The following is a 20,539-nucleotide window of genomic DNA, read 5'->3' on the forward strand; positions in this document are numbered from 1 at the left end:
GTTGTTTGGTAGTAGGTACGAAGCAGAACTTGTGTTTCGCAACCAGTTGGTTATTTCAACGTGAATGTTGTTTTGCCAATCATTACGCCGCCTTCGTACAGCTCTACGGTGTGCAGGCCGGTTTTGTAGGGCGCGCCTTTGGCGTAGAGAAACTGCACCGGCTGGCGACTGTTGTCATACACAATATCCTGCTTGGCAGTATAGAACGCCTCGGAGCCATCAATCATGAAGGTGCCACCGCCAGTGCTCAGGTTATACAGAGCAGCGCCATCAGGCTCAATCAGGCGCAACATAATCTGCTTGGTTTCCTTCGGCGATACGTCGTTGCGGGCCAGGTTGAAGGTGATTTTGACCTTCTCGACACGCTTGGCTTTGAACTCGTTGTCGTCGTCGTCTTTCTCCTTGTTGCGCGAGTTCACCACGCCTACCCGAATGTTTTCGGCCTGCAGGCGCGACGCTACTGCCACTTTTTCACTCAGTTCCTGATTGGAACGAGCAATTGTTGTGATGGTATCAGCAAGTTTATTCTGACGCTCCTTCAGCGTGGTCGTTTCTGTGTACAGTGCTTCGTTATCAGCCTTGAGCTGCGCAATTTCATCGTCTTTCTTGCGCAGTTGGGCTTCAAAGTTCTGCGCGCGCTGCTTGAAACGTTGCTGCTCTTTAATCGAGAAGCTACCAGCCTTAAACGAGCGTAGCTTCAGCAAATCAGCGTTGATGGAAGCAATTTTGGCCTCCAACGAGTCGTTGGACAGGCCCATTGCCTGCACTTCCTGGCTTTGCCGCTCGAAATCTGCCTTCAGTTTTTCGAACTCAGTAATTTGGGTTTTCAGCTGATCATCCTTTTCCTGTACCTGCGTCGTGAGCTGTTGATTTTCCGCATTCTTCTGCCGGTTCATCCAGTACAGTACGCCATTGATACCGAGCAGCACCAGAAAAAGTGCGACAATGAGAAGGATACGGCTGTTGTTCCGGGGTTCTGGGCTAGGATTTTGTTCCATTACGAGCGGGGTTAGATGAAGACCGGCGGGCCGGTGCGTGCGTTACCTTTGCACACAAACAAACGAAAATTTAAAACAAAACTGGTTTTGGTAGCTGCCTGCTGACCGAAAGAAATGTACGAGAAGCGTATGAAACCCGATGCTTTGTTTGATGAAAACTACTGGCGCAGCCGCTACAGCACTGGCCGTACCGGCTGGGATACTGGCAGCATAACGCCACCTCTGCGCGATTATTTTGATCAGATGGGTTCCGCCGATGCGCGACGTATCCTGATTCCCGGGGCCGGGCGAGCCTATGAAGCTGAATACCTGCACAAATTGGGTTTTTCTGAGGTGCATGTTGCCGACCTAGCTCCTGAGGCGCTGGCTGCCCTACAGCAGCAGGTGCCCGGGTTTCCCGCTGCCCATCTGCTCCACCAGGATTTCTTTACGCTGCCGGCCCTGCCACCTTACGATCTGCTGGTGGAACAGACTTTTTTCTGTGCCCTCGACCCCCACCTTCGTGCTGCCTATGCCCAGCAGTGTGCTGCTCTGTTGCGGCCCGGTGGAACCTTGATGGGGCTTTTGTTCGAAACGGATTTTGGACCCGTAGCGGAGCCACCATTTGGTGGCACACGTGAGGAATACCGTGCCTATTTCGAGCCGTATTTTGATTTCAAGCATTTCGACACGGCTTATAATTCGCTTAGCCCACGCCAAGACAGGGAGTTATTTATCTGTTTGAAGCGGAAAGCGTAACTATTGCCGCCACTAGAGTAGTCTAATGCAGCGGCGGTATCCGTTCGTTACCTTTGCCATATCACCGGCGCAGGCGTTTCCGGCGCCTGCTCCTCCATTAGCACCACCTCCATGCTCGAACTCCTCGCCAATACCCTGCCTCATTTTCGCAATACCAACTCCGGCCAGTTTTTCCTGATGGCGGGCCCCTGCGTGATTGAAGGCGAAGATATGGCCCTGCGTATCGCCGAAAAGGTGCGCCATATGACCGATAAGCTCCAGATTCCATACATCTTCAAGGGTTCATACCGCAAAGCCAACCGCAGCCGCCTCGATTCTTTCACCGGCATCGGCGACGAAAAGGCACTGCGTATCCTGCAGAAAGTAGGCCGCGAAATGGGGGTTCCTACCGTCACCGATATTCACGAGTCGGACGAGGCGGCGCTGGCGGCTGAATACGTAGACGTGCTGCAGATTCCGGCCTTCCTATGCCGACAGACAGATCTGTTGATTGCGGCGGCCAAAACGGGTAAGGTGGTAAACGTTAAGAAAGGCCAGTTCCTCAACGGCGAGGCTATGCAGTTTGCTGTGGATAAAGTGCGCCAGTCTGGCAACAACAACGTTATCCTGACGGACCGCGGCAATTCCTTTGGTTATTCTGATCTGGTAGTTGACTTCCGCAACCTGCCCGCTATGCGCGACTTCGGCGTACCCGTCGTAATGGATGTGACCCACTCACTACAGCGCCCCAACCAGAGCAGCGGCGTAACAGGTGGCCAGCCGGCCCTTATCGAGACCATTGCCAAAGCCGCTATTGCCGTAGGTGCCGACGGCTTATTCATAGAAACCCACCCGACGCCTGCTACCGCTAAATCAGATGGCGCTAATATGCTTTCTCTTGACAAGTTAGAGGACCTGCTCGTGAAGCTTACTCGGGTACGGGAAGCGGTGCGTTAGGCCTTGCGGCACGGTTGCAAGTGGTTGCAATTCGTTCCAAAACAAAGCCTATATTTGTTACGTTGGAAACAAAAGTAGCAGAGAGCACGCGCCCCCTGCTACCGTTTCCGCTAAGGGCCAAATAGGAGGAAAATTCCTCCCACACCGCCCAAAGCAGCTACAACTTTCATTGCAAAAGCTGTAGTTATTTGGATGGAGCATTCAAAACGAAGCCCGTCCAAATCAGCACGTCTCGTACCCATGACCAATGGATTTGAGGGTGGCCAAAACACCCTTCTTATCCTGAAGCCCGTGTTACAGCACGGGCTTCGCTGTTTTTAAGCAGCCGTGTTGGCGGGGTGACAACCGTACGTATTGCCAAAGATACTAGCAATATGGTATTTAGGTTTGTTCTGTGGCCTTGTTTTGCTAAAAAAAATAGTAAAACAAGATTGGTTTATTGTTCGGCCGCTTACGCCGATAAGCGGCGGGTACGCTCCAAAACTTTGTCCAGCGCATTGTTGAAGCGGAGTCGGAAGTGCTGCTTGGGCTGGTTACGACGGAAAAACACGAGGCCCACAAAGAACAAGTCTACAGTCAGGCGTACCTCCGGGTGCTGCCGAATAACGTTCCAGGCGCGCTCCATATCCTGGGACCAATGAATATCGTCCAGCACGAACACGCTCCGTTCAGTGCGGTGGGCGAGGCACAGTTCGAAATAGCGTAGCGTGGGCTCATAGCGGTGGTTGCCGTCGAAGAAGGCAAAGTCGAGCGGAACGCCTAGAGCGGCTAGGGTAGGAGCAAGTGTTTCGTCGAGGTTGCCCTCAATCAACTCAACATTGTGCAGATCTAATTCCGTGAAAGTTTCGCGGGCCACGGTTGCTGTGGCGGGGCAGCCCTCAAACGTGAGTACGCGGCTACGTGTGTCGGCGGAGGCTAGATAGGAGGTAGTGAGACCCAGCGAAGTACCCAGTTCCAGTACAGTGCGCGGCTGGAAATGATTAACAAGCCGGAACAGCAGCTGCGCCAGTTTTGGGGGCTTGGCAGCGGTGCGGGCTATATCCTGAATGCGGCGCTTGTGGCCTGCGCCCGTATGAGAGCCAGCCCCAAAGTCACGCACCTGAATGGTTTGGCTGCTGCGCTGCAACTGCTGCCGCCGTTGCTCAATGCTTGCAAAGGCCGAAAATTGCCCGTCGTGGTTGATGACGTGCGCGTACAGCCCAAAGACAAATGGGGAGTGCAGGCCGTGTGCATTCCCCGAACGAAGCAAAAACCGAACGTAGCTGAGAGCCTGAAAAAGCAAGGGAACAGAATTAGGTAGCTACAAAGAACGTCATCCTGCGGATTCTACACACAGTGCAGGACCCGCAGGATGACGTTCTTGACAAGAAAAGCAGGATGCTAGTTGAGGCGGTAGGGAACCACCAGCGTAAACTCAGGTATTTCGACCGTGAAAACAGTACCATCGACAACACGCTCCATTTCGTAGGTGCCGCGCATTTTGCCCATGCCCGATTTCAGGTTGCAGCCCGATACGTACTGGTGCGACTCGCTGGGCTCCAGTACTGGCTGCTGGCCTACCACCCCTTCGCCTTCTACTTCGCGCACCACACCGTTGGCATCGTAGATGTACCAGTGGCGACGGAGCAGCTTCACGGTGTACTCCCCGTTGTTGCGGATATCAATTTTGTACGCGAAAACGTAATGCTCCTGGCCGGGGCTGGAATAGTCGGGCAGATAGTTCGTGGTGACGCTCACGGTGACGCCCTGCGTAGTGGTCGTATTCATGGCTACTGTGCGGTGTGGGTGGGACTAACAGGCGAGGGCAGAAATTGGTTTATTTACGCAACCGGCACCAGTTATGGTCTGCCAAATCCGCAAAATAATTTTCCCGCAGGATGAATGTAAAGATAGAAGAAAGCTGGCGCAAGGTTTTGCAACCCGAATTTGAGAAATCATACTTTCAGCACCTTATTGCTTTTGTAAAAGGTGAATACGCCACCGCCACGGTTTATCCACCCGGCCCGAATATCTTCCATGCTTTCGAAGCCTGCCCATTTGATCAGGTGAAAGTGGTGATACTGGGCCAAGACCCTTACCATGGTAAAGGACAGGCACATGGCCTGAGCTTTTCGGTAGCGGAGGGAATCCGTACGCCACCTTCGCTCCAGAATATTTTCAAGGAACTGCAGGCCGATATTCCCGAAACTCCGCCCGCTCCCAATGGTAACCTCGACCGGTGGGCCCAGCAAGGGGTTCTGCTCCTGAATGCTACTCTCACGGTGCGCGCCGGCGAACCGGCCAGCCACCAGAAAAGAGGCTGGGAACAATTCACGGATGCCGTTATTCAGAAAATTTCGGAACAGAAAGACCACGTTGTCTTTATTCTCTGGGGAGCCTATGCCCAGAAAAAGTCGGAGTTGATTGATGCCAAAAAGCACCTCATCCTAAAAGCGGCGCATCCTTCCCCCTATGCCGCCGACCGGGGCTTCTTCGGCTCCCGACCCTTCAGCAAAACCAACGCATACCTTCAGCAGAAAGGGTTGCAACCCATACAATGGTAGCCCACAAGGCTGCCAGTCTTTGGCAGAGGGAAAGAGGCACTATAGCTTCTTAGATTAAGCTAGAAACACAACAGGCTTGCCGAGTGGCAAGCCTGTTGTGTTTCTAGCTTAGGTACGGAATCCGTAAGCCTAGTCGATGGTGTTGAAAATGCGGTTCCAGCGGATTTTGTGGAAGGCATCGGCATACGGGTCTACCGACATCCAAATCATGACGGCTTTGCCCACAATATGGTCTTCGGGCACGAAACCCCAGTAGCGGGAGTCGAGCGAGTCGTGGCGGTTGTCGCCCATCATGAAGTAGTAGTCCTGCTTGAAGGTGTAGCGTTGAAGCGGCTGACCGTTCTGCAGCAGTACGCCGTTCTGTATTGTCACGCCCTCATTATGCTCGTAGCGCATGATGATTTTTTGGTAGATGGGCGTATTCTGAGGCGTAATTTGTACCGTTTGCCCCTTTTTGGGTAGCTGCAGCGGCCCAAAGTTGTCCTTGTTCCAGTTGTTGATGGGGGCCGGAGTGCTCTGCGGATAATCAGGATTGTTCGGGAATACATCCGGTTCAGCCTGGCCCGGTACAGCTTTGTCCTGCACTACGGCCTTCACGTAAGGCTGCTTGCGGAAGAAGTCAGCCGTGGTAGCCGTAGCATCAATCATAAATGTAGGTTCCTGCGTACCGAAGAGCGGCTCCGGCTTGCCATCAGGCCGGTTGAAGTTGGTGACGTGCTGCTCCTGAAACGCCTTGTACAGGTCGTCGTTCGGCTGAGGTACCTGTAGGAAGTAGCGGTTCTGGCTCTGTGGCGGGTTCGTCATGGGCTTGCCATTGATGAACACCTGTGTGTCTTTGATTTCCAGGACGTCGCCGGCTGTGGCCACGCACCGCTTGATGTAGTTGGTACGCAGGTCGGCGGGGTGCTGGCTCTCGAAGGGCACATTGAACACTACCACGTCGCCACGCTTTACTTCCGAAAAGCCCGGCAGACGGTAGCTCGGCAGCTGAATCAGGTCGGAGTAGCTCTTGAGGCCCGTGCCCCAAAGCGTCTGGTGCGTGAGCGGAATCTGCAGCGGCGTCTGAGGCGTGCGGGGACCGTAGTGCAGCTTGCTCACAAACAGATAGTCGCCTACCAGCAGGGAGTCCTCCATCGACGGTGTTGGGATGGTATAGGCCTCGAAAGTGGCCCAGCGGATGAGCGTGGCCGCTACGACAGCAAACAGAATAGCGTCGCCCCACTCCCGGAAGAAGCCTTTCTTCTTTTCAAGGGGCTTAGTAGAGGCGGAAGCCGCTTTCATGCGTTCTTCCCAGGACTGTTGTACGGCCATAATGATGGAGGCAAAAATTGTAGCAGAAGCGTCTGCTCGTGCCGGAGTGTAAATATAGTGGCTTAACGCTGCTACGCAGTCAGCCCGTATTTCTGGGAGCAGAAGAATCTGGGCGAGTCGGTACTAGAGCCCCAGCAGGTCTTTCATCCCGAACACGCCTTGGTGGCCAGGAAGCCACTCGGCTGCCAGCAGGGCTCCGTCCACAAATCCGTCGCGGGTGTGGGCCTCGTGCTTTAGTTCCAGCGAATCGGCATCCGAGGAGTACGTCACGATATGAGTGCCGACAACCTGACCAGTTCGCTCACTTAGTACAGCCAGTTCATTGGGCTGCTGGGCCTCTTCGTTGCGCCAGATGGTTTTGGCAGGGAAGTGGCGCAGAATAGCCTCGGCCGCCGTAAGGGCAGTACCGCTGGGCTGGTCGACTTTCTGCGTATGGTGGATTTCGCGCACCTGCACATCATAGCCACCAAACTGATGCATTTTGGCCGCTATGTACTCGTTGAAGTGGAAAAACAGGTTTACCCCCACACTGTAGTTGGAGGCATAGAACAGCGACCCATCAGTCTGCTGGCACAACTCTACGGCCTCCGGAAAGTGGTGTAGCCAGCCCGTAGAGCCGCACACCACTGGCAGCCCTTGGCGCAGGCACGCTTGCACATTAGCAAAGGCCGCATCAGGATGCGTAAACTCGATGGCTGCATCCACCGTGGCAGGGCTAAAGTCTGCAATAGTGACTTCGGGGTGGGCGGGGTCGATGATGCCGACAATCTGGTGGCCACGTGCTATGGCACGGGCCTCAATAGCACGGCCCATTTTGCCGTAGCCAATCAGCAAAAGCTTCATGTTAAGTTGTTAGTTACAGGACAGGTTGTTGAGGTAGTGGCTGTCAGTCATGTACTGGCTGCATCCTGACAACTAACAGCCTACAACTCATTTCAGCGTGAGAGTAAGGCCAACTCCTGGGGTAGCGGCGGCAGTGGGCATGCGAAGCAGGGTCGGGTCCCAGTGCAGACTCAGGTCGTCGCTGATGTCAAAGTCGCGCAGATGAGCGTCTACCACGGCATCCAGGATCTGCATGGTATAGGCCAGCGCCGTCCAGGCTACAAAGGAGTCGCGCTGGCGGCGGTACACGATAACACCGCGCTTCACATAATCATTCGTGCGGCCCACAGTGCCATTGTCACCTTCTACTTCGTTAAAAGTCGTTGGGTCGCCGTCGGTGCGGGCGTTGTAGGCATCCGCAAACCCGCGGTACAGCTTCTGGTAGTGAATTTCGCCGTAGAGCGTGCCACCCACCGCACCATATACCAGCGGCAGCTTCCACCACCGATGGTTATAGATCTGGCCTGCGCTGGGCAGCAAGGCCGCCAGCAACCCGGCTTTCGCGGGCTTGGTCATCTTCATGCCAAATAGCCGTGCCGTGCGCCGTACGGAGTCGGGCACAACGGGCGTACGCACGCGGGCCGAATCTGGCCCGGCCGTGACAATGGCTGGCGCTACGCCCGTATCGGTGGTTTGGGCCTGCGCTGCCAGTGGCAACGCCAATAGCGTAGCCGCTGCTAGTTTCGAAAGGCGGAAGCGCAGATTCATCGGGACGTTTTACGCAGGATGCAGGATATGGAGGATGCGTTGCATATCCTCCACTGAGTCGAAGGCTATTTTGATTTCGCCACGTCCCTGAGGGCCTGGCTTCACCATCACGCGGCTCCCAAAACGCTCGGTGAGGTGGCGTTCCGTACGGCGCAACTCCGCTACCGGAATAGCTACCGTATCCTCCTGTACAGTTTTGGCTTCCGGCGAATTAGGCTTGTCGACAGGGCTCAGGCCAGCACGTACCAGTTGCTCCACACGCCGCACCGACAGTTCCTCGGCCACAATCCGGTGAAACAACGCCAACTGCTGCTCGGCATTTTCAATGCTGATCAGGGCGCGGGCATGGCCCATGCTGATAGCCGTATCACGCAAGCCAATCTGGATATCGGGTGGCAGCTTCAGCAGACGCAGGTAATTGGTGACCGTCGAGCGGTTTTTGCCCACCCGGTCCCCTAGTTCTTCCTGCTTCAGGTTGCACTCACTCACGAGGCGCTGGTAGCTCAAGGCAATTTCAATAGCGTTGAGGTTTTCGCGCTGAATGTTCTCGATAAGCGCCATTTCCAGCATCTGCTGGTCATCGGCTTTCCGGATATAGGCCGGAATGGTATCGAGGCCGGCGAGCTTGGAGGCCTGCAGACGCCGCTCACCCGAAATGAGCTGGTAGGCGTTGGTGCCGGTCTGGCGCACCGTTACGGGCTGAATGATGCCTTGAATTTTGATGCTCTCCGCCAGTTCGCGGAGGGCTTCTTGGTCGAAATGGGTGCGGGGCTGGTATGGGTTGGCCTCGATGTGGCCAACCGGAATCAACCCCACAGAGTTGACCGGGTGCGGAACCAGACCTAGCCGGTCGCCCTTTTTCTCGTAGCTGCCTTCAATCAAGGCATTCAGGCCACGGCCCAGACCACCGACTTTGCGCTTTGCCGCTGCGGGAAGCGCAGCCGGAACGGATTTCTCTTCTTGCTTCTCTGACATACCTGCAATCTGCCTGCCGACACCAGCGCCGGAAAGCGGGATTCAAAAATACACAAACGCCGTGGAAGGGCAGGGTATTTTGTTCCACGATGCATAAATAATCGTGGAACACTTTACATGCGCTGACCGTTCAGCAAGGGGGTAAGCACGTGTACGGCTGGTATTCAACAGGTAAGGAACTGGTTAGAGTACCAGCCAGCTACTAGTTGAACGTCATAACTACATGATAAAAAAGCGGCCAACGGAATTCCGTTGGCCGCTTTATCTATGATGACAATAAGCTGCTTACGCTGCTGTGTCCTCGGCTGCTTCAGTAGTGCCAGCGGCTTCCACGTTCTTCTCCACAATTTCTCGGGCCAGATTGAGGTAGCTGATGCTGCCTTTGCTCTCCGCATCGTGCAGGATGACTGGAATGCCGAAGCTCGGCGACTCTGAGAGCTTCACGTTGCGCGGAATGATAGTGTCGAACACGAGCTGCTGGAAGTGCAGCTTTACTTCCTCTACCACTTGGTTGCTGAGGCGCAGGCGCACGTCATACATCGTGAGCAGAATGCCCTCGATTTCCAGGTTTTCGTTGAGGCGGCTCTGAATGATTTTGATGGTGTTGAGCAGCTTGCCCAGGCCTTCCAGCGCGAAATACTCGCACTGTACCGGAATGATAACCGAGTGGGCGGCCGTCAGGGCATTCACCGTAATCAGGCCCAGCGAAGGCGAGCAGTCGATGATGATGAAATCGTACTGGTCGGCGAGGGGGCGCAGGGCCTCCTTCATCTTCTCTTCCCGATTAGGCAGATTAATCATCTCCACCTCGGCACCCACCAAGTCGATGTGGGAGGGCATCAGGTCGAGGTGAGGCAGAATGTTGGTCTGGAGGATGATGTCCTGGGCATTAATGCCGTCCACCATGCACTCGTAGATGCTGTTCTGAATATCCTTCGGGTCGAAGCCTACGCCGGAAGTGGCGTTGGCCTGCGGGTCGGCATCTACCAGCAAGGTCCGATATTCCAGCGCAGCCAAAGAAGCCGCGAGGTTAATCGAGGAAGTGGTCTTGCCCACGCCACCTTTCTGGTTGGCTACCGCAATGATTTTTCCCATTTCAGTTAATTGTCAGATGGTAGTTATCAGTTGTTTGCTAGCAAATCGGTTGCTGAGTGTGCGTGTTCCGATAGAACACATTTACGCCCAGCAACGGGCACCTGACAACTTACAAAGTAATGGTTTCGCCGATTTTCAGCAGCACTAGCTCTTTGCCGGCCTGCTGGGCTTTGGCACGCGCCTCGGCTTGGTCGATGGTGATAGGAGGGAAGGTGTCGTAGTGCATCCCGATGATTTTGGGCGCCCCTGTCCAGTCGGCTGCCGTCAGTGCATCGTCAATGCCCATGGTATAATGGTCGCCGATGGGCAGAATGGCGAAGTCGAGCGAATGGCGTTCGGCCAGCAGTTTCATGTCATAGGTGAGGGCAGTATCGCCGGCGTAGTAGAAGGTTTTGCCTTCTGCCTCTACCACGAATCCGGCTGCAAGGCCACCGTAGGAACCATCGGGCATAGAGCTGGAGTGGGCCGCGGCTACCATCTTCACTGTTCCGAAGGGCAGCTTCAGGGTGCCACCCAGGTTCATGCCATAGGTTGCTTTGAGGCCTTTCTTACCGAACCACCCCACTACTTCCGCCATGCCCACAAAGTCGGCACCGGTGCGCTTGCCAATTTCCTCGGCATCGGCCACATGGTCGGCGTGACCGTGGCTGAGCAGAATGAAATCAGCGGGAATTTTATCCACTTCAACGTCTTTGGCCATCGGGTTCGGACGGATGAAGGGGTCGAAAAGGACGCTGCTGCCGCCGGTTTCGAGCAGGAAACAGGAATGTCCGTAGTAAGTAAGGCGCATAAAGAAAGGAAAGCGGGTGGTCCGGCACCCAGCACAACGGCCAGACCGGATACCTTTGTCACAAATATACGTGATTCCGCCTTTCCCATGCTTCCGATTTCGCGCCTGGCTGCTGCACCTGTCTTCCTGTTGCTTACGGCGCTGGCCGGGTGCCAAAGCCCCGCACCGGCTACCGATGCCCGCCGTGTGTTCCGCTACAATCAGCCCGAAAGCCTGACGTCGCTGGACCCGGCCTTTGCCCGCAACCAGGCCAATACCTGGGCCGTGACCCAGCTCTATAACGGCCTCGTGGAGCTTGATGATAGCCTCAAACCCGGTCCCAGCATTGCGCGCCGCTACAACATTTCGCCCGATGGCAAGACGTATACGTTCTGGCTTCGGCCGAATGTGCGCTTCCATGATGCCGAGGCGTTTGCAGGCGGTAAAGGCCGGCGCGTTACGGCCCAGGATTTCGTGTATAGCTTTAAGCGGCTGCTCGATGGCCCAACAGCCAGTCCTGGCGGCTGGATTTTCCGAGGCAAAGTGCTGGAAAAAGCCGCTGGAGAGCCGTCGGATACGTGCTTTGTGGCCGTAAATGACTCCACGCTGCGTATTCATCTGCAGGAGCCCTTCATCCCGTTTCTGGGTATCCTGACGATGCCGTATGCCTACGTGGTGCCGCGCGAGGCCGTGCAGAAGTACGGCAAAGACTTCCGAGAACATCCGGTAGGCACCGGGCCGTTCGTATTCAAAGAATGGGACGAGGGCAACGCCATTATCTACCACCGCAACCCCGGCTACTGGAAGAAAGATGCCCAGGGCCAGCCACTACCTTACCTCGATGCGGTGCAGATTAGCTTCATTCAGGACCGCAAAACCGAGTTTCTGACCTTTATGCAGGGCAAGCTCGATTTCCTGAGTGGCATCCGTAGTGGTTCCCGCGACCTTATTCTGTACCCTGATGGCGCGGTGCGGGAAGACTTTCGGGGCAAGTTTCAGCTCCAGAAAGTGCCTTACCTAAACACCGAGTACCTGGGTATGCAGCAGGACCCCGCCAACCTGCGCGGCGACAACGCCGAAACCGGCCGCGCCCTGCGCGACAAGCGCGTGCGGCAAGCCCTGAATTATGCCTTGAACAAGCCGGAGTTTCTGGCCTATTTCCTCAACAACGTGGGCAAGCCCGGCAATTCGGGCTTTGTGCCGGCTTCGCTGCCGTCTTTCAGTCCTGCGTTGGTGCCGGGCTACACCTACCAGCCCGAAAAGGCCCGGCAGCTACTCAAAGCGGCAGGCTACGGACCTAGCAAGCCGCTGAAGCTACGCCTGAGCACCGTGGCCGAAACCAAGGAATACTGCGAGTACTACCAGAAAAAGTGGGCCGAAGTGGGCGTTCAGGTGGAAATCGACGTGAACCAGGGCGCGGCTCACGGTGAGTTGATTGACAACGGCCGTGCCGCCTTCTTCACCCGCAGCTGGCTCGGCGACTATCCCGACGCTGAAAACTATCTGGCGCTATTCTATAGCAAGAACTTCGCGCCTGCGGGCCCGAACAAAACGCACTTCAAGAGCACTGCCTACGACCGGCTCTATGAGCAGGCCAAGCTGGAACAGAACACCGAAAAGCGCTATAATCTGTACCGCCAGATGGACCGCATTGTGGTGGAAGAGTGCCCTGTAGTGGCCGTGTACTACGACGAAGTGGTGCGTCTCACCCAAAACAACGTGCGAGGCCTCACGCCTAATCCCATGAACCAACTGGTACTGGAGCGGGTGCGAAAAGAGTAGCTGCTCGTTGGGTTTGCTTTTCTGAAAGGACAAATGCTACTCACCACAAGAAAGGCCTTCGTGCCAAATGGCACGAAGGCCTTTCTTGTGGTGAGTAGCATTTGTTTGGTGACAGATAGCAGCTACTGGTCTGCTGTGACGCCTAGCCCGTCGGTAATTTGTTTCTCGATGTAGCGGAAGAAGCTTTTTAGTTCGGCCGGTTCACTGGACTCTACACTGACCTTTTTGGTGGGGCCACCGGCTTGCCGGATAGTGACAGTAGTAGAAGGCAGGTCCGTGGCTCCATCAGAGTAGCTGCTTTTCAGGTCTGCAAAGTTGATTTCCCGCGCCTGAGCCAGAATGGTGTTGACTGTGGATAGCGAAATTCTGAACTCACGCTTGCCTTCTACTGGTGCGTAGCGAAACCCTTCGTAGCTCACGCGGCCATCAGGATAGATAGTGGCGGTGTAATGCGGGCAGGTGCCCAGGCAGGGTGTCTTCGTGAAAACAATGCTGGGCTCTTTCTGCGGCTCCGCTACTGGTACTTCATCGGCTGGCAGGCTGGTGCCTGCGGTGGTTGGCGAGGAAATCGTTTTAGGCGGCTTTACCTCACCCGTAGTCGTAACAGGCTGCTCTGGTTGCACGGCCAAGACCTTGCCGTTTCCGGCTACCGGACTAGCAGGCTGTTCCGGGAGTGCCGTGGTCAGGCTGCCGTCGGTGGTTGCGGTGGGCTGGCTGGTTACAGGGGTGGGCGTGGTACCGGCAGGCTGTGCAGGCGAGGGAGTAGCAGGAGCCGGAACGGTGCGTACGGGTTTAGTCGTAGCTACCGGAGGGTTAATCACCGGGGGGCGTACCGTTGGGTTCTGACGCACCGGGCCGGTGGTAACTGGAGGCGAGGTACGAACTGGGGGGGACGTGCGAATGGGTGGTGCAGTACGCACGGGAGGAGACGTAGGGGCCGAAACAGGGGGGCGCGTAGGCGCAGCAGGTGTACTGACTACTGGTGCTGATTCCCAGCGCACAGTGCCTTGCTGCGGCTGATACCGTTGCGGGCGGGAGCGGGGCGGCCGGGGAGCGGGCGTCGTAGTGGCGGTTTCGGTACCGGCCGGCACGTAGTAATTAACGGTGCAGGCTGGCAGCGTGCCTACACCCAGAGCCAACAGAAAAAGGGGTAGAAAAGGGCGCATAGTAAGGAGAGAAAAGAGGTACAGAGCCGCAATTTCCAAAAAGCGGACCAAATCAACGTTTTCTGAATATTCAAAATAAAAAAAGCCTTCCACAGCATGCGGAAGGCTTTTTTTGTGATTCAGGCAGCCTAAGAGCGACGAGTTGGCTTCTTGGGCTTGGGCTCCACGGAGGCTGAAGTACCGGCATCAGCACCCGAACGTGGCTGGGCGTCGCGCTCCTGCGCGGCACGCATGGCATCCTGGAGGCGGGCTCCGAAGCCTGAAGGCTTCTTGTCCTTGTTCTTCACCTTGTTGGCTTCCAGCTGCGCCCGGATCTTCGTGTCATCTACGAAGCGGCGCGTGAGAGCCTGCTGGCCCAGCGTAGCCAGGTTCGAAACGAGGTAGTACCAAGTCAGGCCGGCCGCGAAGCTGTTCAGCACAAACATGAATATCACGGGCATCAGGTAGCTGTAGAACTTCATCGGGCCCTGCATAGCGGCCGGGTTCATCTGATTGCTCTGCCAGGTCATCAGCAGCGTCGAAAGCGTCATCAGCACCGTGAACAGGCTGATGTGGTTGCCCAGGAATGGCACCGTGAAGGGCAGCTTAATCAGGTCGTCGTAGGTGCTCAAGTCCTTGGCCCACAGGAAATGCTCCTGCCGCAGCTCAATGGCGTTGGGGAAGAACTGGAACATAGCAAACAAGATGGGCAGCGTCAGCAGCGTGGGTACGCAGCCGCTCAGCGGGCTCACCCCGAAGCTTGAGTACAGCTTCATGGTTTCCTGCTGCACCTTCATCTGGTCGTCGCCGGCCTTCTCCTTGATGGCGTCGATTTCCGGCTTCAGCACTTTCATCTTAGCCTGCGACACGTACGTTTTGTACGTCAGAGGCCATGTCACGAGCTTGATGAGTACCACTAGCAGCGCGATGATGATGCCGTAGGAGCTGATGAACTGCTCCAGGGTGTGGAACACGGGCAGCACCACAAACTGATTTACCCAGCGGAACAGCCCCCAGCCTAGGTACACGTTCCGGTCGAAGCCCGGTGCCACATCCTTCAGAATAGGCAGCGAGTTCGGGCCGAAATAGTAGCGGAAGCTGGCCTTGCCCTGCTGCGCATCGGCCGCCGGAATGCTGAGCGTGGTGCTCAGCGTTTTGATGAACGTGCTGTCGTTCAGGTCAACGGTAGAGTTGAACTTACCATTCGAAAACTTGTCGTTGGCAATGATACCAGCTACGAAGAAGTCGTGTTTGTGGGCGGCCCACTTCACCGGCTCCGTGATAGTCACCTCCTCCGGTTTCTCGGAGGCCTCCGCCAACGCGCCGTGGTCATCAGCGGCCAAGTAGTGGTTGATGGTGGTATGGTTGCGGTTCTGCTTCAGGTCCTGCTCAGTCTGGCGCACGCGGTCCACGAACGTAAACGTGAGCGGCTCCTGCGACATAGCCTGCTGCAGACCTGTGAAACGCAGGTCGTAGCCTAGCTCGTAGGAGCCATCGGCCAGGGTATACACTTCCTCAATCTGGCCACCGGCCACACTGGCCGTGAAGCTTAGGCGTTGGCCTTTCTTGTCACCTTCGGCAAATGGCTGCACCGTACCGGGCTGGAAATACAAGTCCGACAGACGCACGTTCTGACCACCGATAGTCCGGAAACGGGTATCAATCTGGGCGCTCTGGGCATCCAGCAGATCCAGCGGCTTGCCGAAGAAAGTCTTGTAGTTCTTCAGGCGCACAGCCTCCACACGGCCTCCTTTCGAGGAGAAAGTAATAGCCACGTTGTCGTTCTGCAGCTGCACCTGCTGGGCAGTGCCCTGCGCGGCGCCGGCAAAAGCACCAAGCGTGCGGGCCGCAGCAGTTGAATCGAAGGGGGCAGCGGCCGTAGCAGGAGTGGCGCCGGGCGCGGTGCTGGCCGCCGTGGTAGGCTTGTCGGCCGGTAGTTCTTTGGGCGTTTCGGGCTTGAAGAAATACAGGTAGACGAGGAGCAAGGCTGCTATCAGAAACAGGCCAGTTGCTGAATTTCTGTCCATTCAGGTAAAAATGAGGGCAAACAAGGAATGCGTGAGCAGCGCCGACCGCAAAAATCCGGCAACGCTGCCACAAAGGTCGGGTTTGTCAGGTTAATAATTGTAGGTCGGCGCTTTGGGCAGCGGATTAAATGCAAACCACCTGTCATCCTAAGCAAAGCGAAGGACCTTATAATGCAAGAGCGAGCCGCTATTATGCTTGCCGTTCTAACAGAATAAGGCCCTGCTTTGCTCAGGATGACAGATGGTTAGGTTGTTCCCAACTACCCTTTCCGGTATTGAATAGCGGCTTTCACGAAGCGCACAAACAGCGGGTGCGGGTTCTGCACGGTGCTTTTGAGCTCCGGGTGAAACTGCCCGGCCACAAACCACGGGTGGTTGGCTAGCTCCACCACTTCCACCAGGCCGGTTTCGGGGTTGAGGCCCGACGGAATCATGCCGGCGGCTTCATATTGCTTCAGATACTCATTATTGAACTCGTAGCGGTGGCGGTGCCGCTCGCTGATGTGGTTGCGGCCGTAGGCTTTGGCCGCCTTCGAGTTGCGGCGTAATTCGCAGTCGTAGGCGCCTAGGCGCATCGTTCCGCCTTTCAGGGTCACAGTTTTCTGGCCCTCCATCATGGCAATTACCGGGTGCGGCGTTTGGGCATCCATTTCCGTAGAGGAAGCATCCTGTAGCCCCAGCACGTTGCGCCCAAACTCCACCACCGCCACCTGCATACCCAGGCAAATACCAAAAAACGGAATGTTGTTTTCGCGCACGTATTTCACGGCCGCAATTTTGCCCTCGAAACCCCGCTCACCGAAGCCCGGCGCTACCAGCACACCATCCACACCGTGCAGCTGCTGGGCCACGTTTTCGGCGCTAAGATGGTCCGACTGAATGCTGCGTACCGTCACCTTACACTCGTTATGCGCACCAGCGTGTACGAACGATTCAATGATGGACTTGTAGGCGTCGGGCAGCTCCACGTATTTGCCGACTAGCGCAATGGTTACTTCCTCGGTCGGGTTTTTCAGGCGGCCCAGGAATTCCTTCCATACGTCCAGATCGGGCTGGGCCGTGCCGCCCTGCAGCTTCAGCTTTTTGATAACCCGCTCGTCGAGGTGCTCTTTCAGCATGAGCAGCGGCACCGAGTAAATACTGTCGGCGTCGAGGCTCTCGATAACAGAATTGATGTTGACGTTGCAGAACAGCGCAATTTTACGGCGCATCTCGGCCGGAATCGGGTACTCAGAGCGGCACACCAGAATGTCGGGCTGCAGGCCAGCGCTGCGCAAATCGCGCACCGAGTGCTGGGTCGGCTTGGTTTTCAGCTCGCCGGCCGCCTTCAGGTAGGGCAGCAGCGTGAGGTGAATCACGAGGGAGCTGTTTTCGGGCAAATCCCAGCGCAACTGCCGCACCGACTCCACGAAGGGTAGACTTTCAATGTCGCCAATCGAGCCCCCGATTTCGGTAATCACGACGTCGAATTGCCCGGTCTGGCCCAGCAGCAGCATGCGCCGCTTGATTTCATCGGTAATGTGGGGCACCACCTGCACGGTCTTGCCGAGGTAGGCGCCTTCGCGCTCCTTCGTGATGACGTGGTCGTAGATGCGGCCCGTGGTGACGTTGTTGGCCTGCGAGGTCGGTACGTTCAGAAACCGCTCGTAATGGCCTAGGTCGAGGTCGGTTTCGGCCCCGTCGTCGGTTACATAACACTCGCCGTGCTCATAAGGGTTGAGCGTGCCCGGGTCGATGTTGATGTAGGGGTCGAACTTCTGGATGGTGACGCGGAAGCCGCGGGCTTGCAGCAGCTTGGCCAGGGAGGCCGAGATGATGCCTTTGCCTAAGGAGGAGGTTACTCCTCCGGTCACGAAAATGTACTTGGCCGTTGCAGCCGTGGAAGTGGGGGTTCGGTCTGGCATAACGGGAAACAAAGTTAGCGGGATTCTCCGGCCTCGCCCAGGAAAGTTTGTGCTACGCGCGAGGAAGATTGCCAAGGTGCAGATTTGATAATCTTGTATATGCAACAAGGTTGCATATATTTGTCTCGGACTCTCCGAAGCCTCACCTGTTGCCTTTCCCCGATGGAGCCTGATTCAATTGTTGATGTAGTGATTGTAGGCGGCAGCACAGCGGGCCTGAGTGCCGCCCTCACGCTGGGCCGTGCGCTCCGCCGGGTGCTCGTGCTGGATGCCGGCCACCCGTGCAACCGCCAGACGCCTCATTCCCACAACTTTTTCACCCGCGACGGCGAAACCCCGGCGCAACTGCTGGCACTCGGCCGCGCGCAGTTACAGGCCTACCCAACCGTTGCGCTCCACACTGCATCTGTCGTGCAGGCTCAGAAGAACGCGGCTGATTTTGAGCTGACCACCGATGATGGCCGGACTTTCCGGAGTAAGCGGGTGCTGCTGGCAACTGGCCTCCAGGACCAATTACCCGATTTGCCTGGGTTTGCCGAATGCTGGGGTATTTCGGTGCTGCACTGCCCGTATTGCCATGGCTTTGAAGTGCATGGCCAGTCACTGGGCGTGCTGGGCAACGGGGACGTCGGGTTTGAGTTTGCCCGCCTCATCCAGCACTGGACTCCTGACCTGCGCCTGTTCACGGATGGGCCTTCTACATTATCGGCGGAGCAAACACGCCAGTTGCAGGCGCACAGTATTCGCATTATAGAAACGCCACTGACGGAAATGGAGCACGAAGCCGGTCAACTGCACCACTTGCGTTTGGCGGATGGCACGCGCGAGCCGCTTAATGCGCTATATGCCCGTGTGCCTTTTACACTGCCCGGCACGCTGCACCAGCAACTAGGCTGCGCCCTGACCGAGCAGGGGTTCATCAAAGCTGATGAAGTTGGCCGAACCTCGGTGGAGGGTGTGTCTGCTGCCGGCGACAATAGCTCGCCGATGCGCCAACTGGCCATGGCCGCTGCCAATGGCTCCAAAGCCGCAGCTTTCCTGAATAACAACCTCATCGAAACGGCTTTTTGAGCGGGGAGACGCTGCTGCAATAAGTATTTCGCCCCGGCAATCATCTGTTTAAACAGATGATTGCCGGGGCGAAATACAACTATAAACAGGGTAGACTAAGCCTGTTTCGGTTCGGGGCCGCGGAATACGTCTTCGCCAGCTACAGTAGACAGCTTCACTGGCCGGCCTTCGCGGGCCGACTGGTAGATGGCCTCCATGATGCGCTGGTCTTGTAGACCTTCCTCGCCGGGGGTATGGGGCTTTTTGTCTTCCATGACGCACTCGGAGAAGTGGTCCATTTCGGCGGCAAACTGGTTTTTAGCCGGGATGGTAATCTGGTTCTGTAGTTTGGCCGGGCCTTCGGCGTGGGAAGTCTGCAGTTGCTGACCCTGGTAGGCGTATGCATTGTTTAGATGCATCCAGCCGCGTTCTGCACTCACGCGGTAGAAGCGCGAATCGTGGGTGTTGTAGTGCGTGATGCTGTCGACGGTGATGCCGCCAGGAAAACGCATCTGCCACGACATCAGCTCCTCTACTTCCTTGAACAGCGGGTTGCCGGGCGTGCTGTGCATATAGGCCGATACTTCCGTGGGCTCGGTGCCCAGCAGAAAACGGCTGGTGTTCAGGCAATACAGGCCGATGTCGGGGAGGGCGCCGCCGCCAGCCAGCGCCTTTTTGTGGCGCCAGTGGTCGGGGTTGGCAGAGCTTTGGCTATTCTGAGCTTGGATGTATTTCACCGGCCCAAACTTGTTGCTCCGCAGCATCTTCCGCACCTCCCGGTTATAGGGCTCGTACTGAATGCGGTAGGCAATCATGAGCTTGCGGTTCGCCTTTTTGCAGGCATCAATCATGGCCTGGCACTCTTGAGAGGAGTTAGCCATGGGCTTTTCGCAGAGGATGTGCTTGCCGGCCTGCGCGCCCCGGATGGTGTATTCGGCGTGCATGGAATTGGGCAGCACAATGTAAATCACCTGCACCTCGGGGTTGTCCTTGAGCTTGTCGTAGTCCTGGTAGCTGTAGCAGCTTTCGGGCTTGATGCCATACTGTTGCGCTACTTTCTTGAGCTTTTCGGGCGAGCCGCTTACCAGCGCCACCGGCTTCGATTTTTTGCACTCGCCAAACGCCGGCAGCAGCTCTTCCAGTGTGAGGTGGCCTAGGCCCACCAGCGCATAGCCCACCCGCTTGTCGGGCGGCAGCGGGGTAGGGGTGGGGCCTGATTTGGGGTCTACGTCCGATTTCCAGGCTTCCAGCTCAATGGGCTTGTCGAGGCCAGCGGGCACCTTGGCCGGCGGCGACACGGCTTCCGACGAAGGGACTTTCTGCCCATCTGGGGCCGCATATACGGTGGCCGCATCTACATCCGAGGCCGGCGTGCCGGTGGTGGGCGTGCTGCCCGCACTGGCCTTTGGCGTATCCGACTGGCAGCTAACCAGTGAGCCGGCCGCTACGCCCACGGCCAGGCCGCGCCCGGCCAGATTCAGAAACTCTTTGCGCGAAACCTCCTGGCTGGCGTGGCGCAACACAGTGTTCAACAGTTCATTGGTGATGGACATACAAAACGGAAAATAAGTAGCGAGTATGCACTACCATACTTCCGGCGCCAGAGCCAGGTTGCCGGAAGCCCGGATTTGGAACGCTGCCGCAACAACGTAGTATCCTGCACCAAGTCAACAAGG

18 protein-coding genes are annotated in these 20,539 nt (G+C 56.6%); 5 read left to right on the forward strand and 13 right to left on the reverse strand.

The genetic code is table 11. The annotated features are described in order from the left end of the window. Positions 1–50: 50 nt before the first annotated feature. Positions 51–998, reverse strand: coding sequence for a DUF8428 domain-containing protein (locus H4317_RS05780; RefSeq protein ID WP_185889191.1), 948 nt, complete (start codon positions 996–998; stop codon positions 51–53). A 129-nt stretch (positions 999–1,127) separates the two neighbouring features. Between H4317_RS05780 and H4317_RS05785 the strand changes: the two genes are divergently transcribed. Continuing rightward, a complete protein-coding gene (locus H4317_RS05785) occupies positions 1,128–1,736 on the forward strand; it encodes a methyltransferase domain-containing protein (protein ID WP_185889192.1) in 609 nt (202 codons plus the stop codon). Positions 1,737–1,847: 111 nt separating this feature from the next. Continuing rightward, the gene (gene kdsA / locus H4317_RS05790; protein WP_185889193.1) at positions 1,848–2,672 is read left to right on the forward strand and encodes a 3-deoxy-8-phosphooctulonate synthase; all 825 of its coding nucleotides are present in this window, start codon (positions 1,848–1,850) and stop codon (positions 2,670–2,672) included. Between the two features lie 451 nt (positions 2,673–3,123). Here the strand turns inward: kdsA and H4317_RS05795 are convergent, their stop codons facing one another. Together H4317_RS05795 and apaG are read right to left on the reverse strand one after the other, a co-directional pair. Then, positions 3,124–3,954: an O-methyltransferase gene (locus H4317_RS05795; RefSeq protein WP_185889194.1), complete on the reverse strand. Its 831-nt coding sequence runs from the start codon at positions 3,952–3,954 to the stop codon at positions 3,124–3,126. 98 nt (positions 3,955–4,052) lie between these two features. Next, entirely contained in the window at positions 4,053–4,439 is a 387-nt protein-coding gene (apaG, locus tag H4317_RS05800) for a Co2+/Mg2+ efflux protein ApaG (RefSeq protein ID WP_185889195.1), read from the reverse strand. Positions 4,440–4,549: 110 nt separating this feature from the next. Between apaG and H4317_RS05805 the strand changes: the two genes are divergently transcribed. Then, positions 4,550–5,215 (forward strand): uracil-DNA glycosylase, encoded by a 666-nt coding sequence (locus tag H4317_RS05805; protein WP_185889196.1) that lies wholly within the window; start codon positions 4,550–4,552, stop codon positions 5,213–5,215. A 129-nt stretch (positions 5,216–5,344) separates the two neighbouring features. On the opposite strand, the gene lepB is transcribed toward H4317_RS05805, so the two are convergent. The 6 genes from lepB to H4317_RS05835 all read right to left on the reverse strand — a co-directional run bounded on the left by lepB (position 5,345) and on the right by H4317_RS05835 (position 10,976). After that, complete coding sequence (gene lepB / locus H4317_RS05810) at positions 5,345–6,526, reverse strand: signal peptidase I (protein ID WP_185889197.1); 1,182 nt, start codon at positions 6,524–6,526, stop codon at positions 5,345–5,347. A 123-nt stretch (positions 6,527–6,649) separates the two neighbouring features. Then, positions 6,650–7,369: a 4-hydroxy-tetrahydrodipicolinate reductase gene (gene dapB, locus H4317_RS05815; RefSeq protein ID WP_185889198.1), complete on the reverse strand. Its 720-nt coding sequence runs from the start codon at positions 7,367–7,369 to the stop codon at positions 6,650–6,652. An 87-nt stretch (positions 7,370–7,456) separates the two neighbouring features. Further along, entirely contained in the window at positions 7,457–8,116 is a 660-nt protein-coding gene (locus H4317_RS05820; protein WP_185889199.1) for a DUF5683 domain-containing protein, read from the reverse strand. Between the two features lie 9 nt (positions 8,117–8,125). Beyond that, on the reverse strand, positions 8,126–9,091 hold the full coding sequence (locus H4317_RS05825; RefSeq protein WP_185889200.1) for a ParB/RepB/Spo0J family partition protein: 966 nt from the start codon (positions 9,089–9,091) through the stop codon (positions 8,126–8,128). Positions 9,092–9,376: 285 nt separating this feature from the next. Continuing rightward, the gene (locus tag H4317_RS05830) at positions 9,377–10,186 is read right to left on the reverse strand and encodes a ParA family protein (RefSeq protein ID WP_185889201.1); all 810 of its coding nucleotides are present in this window, start codon (positions 10,184–10,186) and stop codon (positions 9,377–9,379) included. A gap of 109 nt (positions 10,187–10,295) precedes the next feature. Further along, the gene (locus H4317_RS05835; RefSeq protein ID WP_185889202.1) at positions 10,296–10,976 is read right to left on the reverse strand and encodes a metal-dependent hydrolase; all 681 of its coding nucleotides are present in this window, start codon (positions 10,974–10,976) and stop codon (positions 10,296–10,298) included. Positions 10,977–11,063: 87 nt separating this feature from the next. Here H4317_RS05835 and H4317_RS05840 point away from each other — a divergent pair, with 87 nt between their 5' ends. Then, positions 11,064–12,737: an ABC transporter substrate-binding protein gene (locus tag H4317_RS05840; protein WP_185889203.1), complete on the forward strand. Its 1,674-nt coding sequence runs from the start codon at positions 11,064–11,066 to the stop codon at positions 12,735–12,737. Between the two features lie 122 nt (positions 12,738–12,859). Here H4317_RS05840 and H4317_RS05845 read toward each other — a convergent pair whose 3' ends face one another. The 3 genes from H4317_RS05845 to pyrG form a co-directional block, all read right to left on the reverse strand. Next, a complete protein-coding gene (locus H4317_RS05845; protein WP_185889204.1) occupies positions 12,860–13,903 on the reverse strand; it encodes a DUF6438 domain-containing protein in 1,044 nt (347 codons plus the stop codon). Positions 13,904–14,031: 128 nt separating this feature from the next. Next, the gene (gene yidC / locus H4317_RS05850) at positions 14,032–15,909 is read right to left on the reverse strand and encodes a membrane protein insertase YidC (RefSeq protein WP_185889205.1); all 1,878 of its coding nucleotides are present in this window, start codon (positions 15,907–15,909) and stop codon (positions 14,032–14,034) included. Between the two features lie 260 nt (positions 15,910–16,169). After that, positions 16,170–17,813 carry a CTP synthase gene (pyrG, locus tag H4317_RS05855; RefSeq protein ID WP_185889206.1) on the reverse strand — a complete coding sequence of 548 codons (1,644 nt, stop codon included), beginning with the start codon at positions 17,811–17,813 and terminating at the stop codon, positions 16,170–16,172. Positions 17,814–17,975: 162 nt separating this feature from the next. Here pyrG and H4317_RS05860 point away from each other — a divergent pair, with 162 nt between their 5' ends. After that, a complete protein-coding gene (locus H4317_RS05860; RefSeq protein ID WP_185889207.1) occupies positions 17,976–18,884 on the forward strand; it encodes an NAD(P)/FAD-dependent oxidoreductase in 909 nt (302 codons plus the stop codon). A gap of 95 nt (positions 18,885–18,979) precedes the next feature. On the opposite strand, the gene H4317_RS05865 is transcribed toward H4317_RS05860, so the two are convergent. Beyond that, on the reverse strand, positions 18,980–20,416 hold the full coding sequence (locus H4317_RS05865) for a Gfo/Idh/MocA family protein (RefSeq protein ID WP_185889208.1): 1,437 nt from the start codon (positions 20,414–20,416) through the stop codon (positions 18,980–18,982). Positions 20,417–20,539 lie beyond the last annotated feature (123 nt).

The sequence above is a fragment of the Hymenobacter sediminicola genome, assembly GCF_014250515.1.
Lineage (GTDB): Bacteria > Bacteroidota > Bacteroidia > Cytophagales > Hymenobacteraceae > Hymenobacter > Hymenobacter sediminicola.

Coding starts and splice junctions, on each gene's coding strand:
- H4317_RS05780 (WP_185889191.1), bottom strand. CDS start 998: ATGGAACAAAATCCTAGCCCAGAACCCCGGAACAACAGCCGTATCCTT.
- H4317_RS05785 (WP_185889192.1), top strand. CDS start 1,128: ATGAAACCCGATGCTTTGTTTGATGAAAACTACTGGCGCAGCCGCTAC.
- kdsA (WP_185889193.1), top strand. CDS start 1,848: ATGCTCGAACTCCTCGCCAATACCCTGCCTCATTTTCGCAATACCAAC.
- apaG (WP_185889195.1), bottom strand. CDS start 4,439: ATGAATACGACCACTACGCAGGGCGTCACCGTGAGCGTCACCACGAAC.
- H4317_RS05805 (WP_185889196.1), top strand. CDS start 4,550: ATGAATGTAAAGATAGAAGAAAGCTGGCGCAAGGTTTTGCAACCCGAA.
- lepB (WP_185889197.1), bottom strand. CDS start 6,526: ATGGCCGTACAACAGTCCTGGGAAGAACGCATGAAAGCGGCTTCCGCC.
- dapB (WP_185889198.1), bottom strand. CDS start 7,369: ATGAAGCTTTTGCTGATTGGCTACGGCAAAATGGGCCGTGCTATTGAG.
- H4317_RS05820 (WP_185889199.1), bottom strand. CDS start 8,116: ATGAATCTGCGCTTCCGCCTTTCGAAACTAGCAGCGGCTACGCTATTG.
- H4317_RS05825 (WP_185889200.1), bottom strand. CDS start 9,091: ATGTCAGAGAAGCAAGAAGAGAAATCCGTTCCGGCTGCGCTTCCCGCA.
- H4317_RS05830 (WP_185889201.1), bottom strand. CDS start 10,186: ATGGGAAAAATCATTGCGGTAGCCAACCAGAAAGGTGGCGTGGGCAAG.
- H4317_RS05835 (WP_185889202.1), bottom strand. CDS start 10,976: ATGCGCCTTACTTACTACGGACATTCCTGTTTCCTGCTCGAAACCGGC.
- H4317_RS05840 (WP_185889203.1), top strand. CDS start 11,064: ATGCTTCCGATTTCGCGCCTGGCTGCTGCACCTGTCTTCCTGTTGCTT.
- H4317_RS05845 (WP_185889204.1), bottom strand. CDS start 13,903: ATGCGCCCTTTTCTACCCCTTTTTCTGTTGGCTCTGGGTGTAGGCACG.
- yidC (WP_185889205.1), bottom strand. CDS start 15,909: ATGGACAGAAATTCAGCAACTGGCCTGTTTCTGATAGCAGCCTTGCTC.
- pyrG (WP_185889206.1), bottom strand. CDS start 17,813: ATGCCAGACCGAACCCCCACTTCCACGGCTGCAACGGCCAAGTACATT.
- H4317_RS05860 (WP_185889207.1), top strand. CDS start 17,976: ATGGAGCCTGATTCAATTGTTGATGTAGTGATTGTAGGCGGCAGCACA.
- H4317_RS05865 (WP_185889208.1), bottom strand. CDS start 20,416: ATGTCCATCACCAATGAACTGTTGAACACTGTGTTGCGCCACGCCAGC.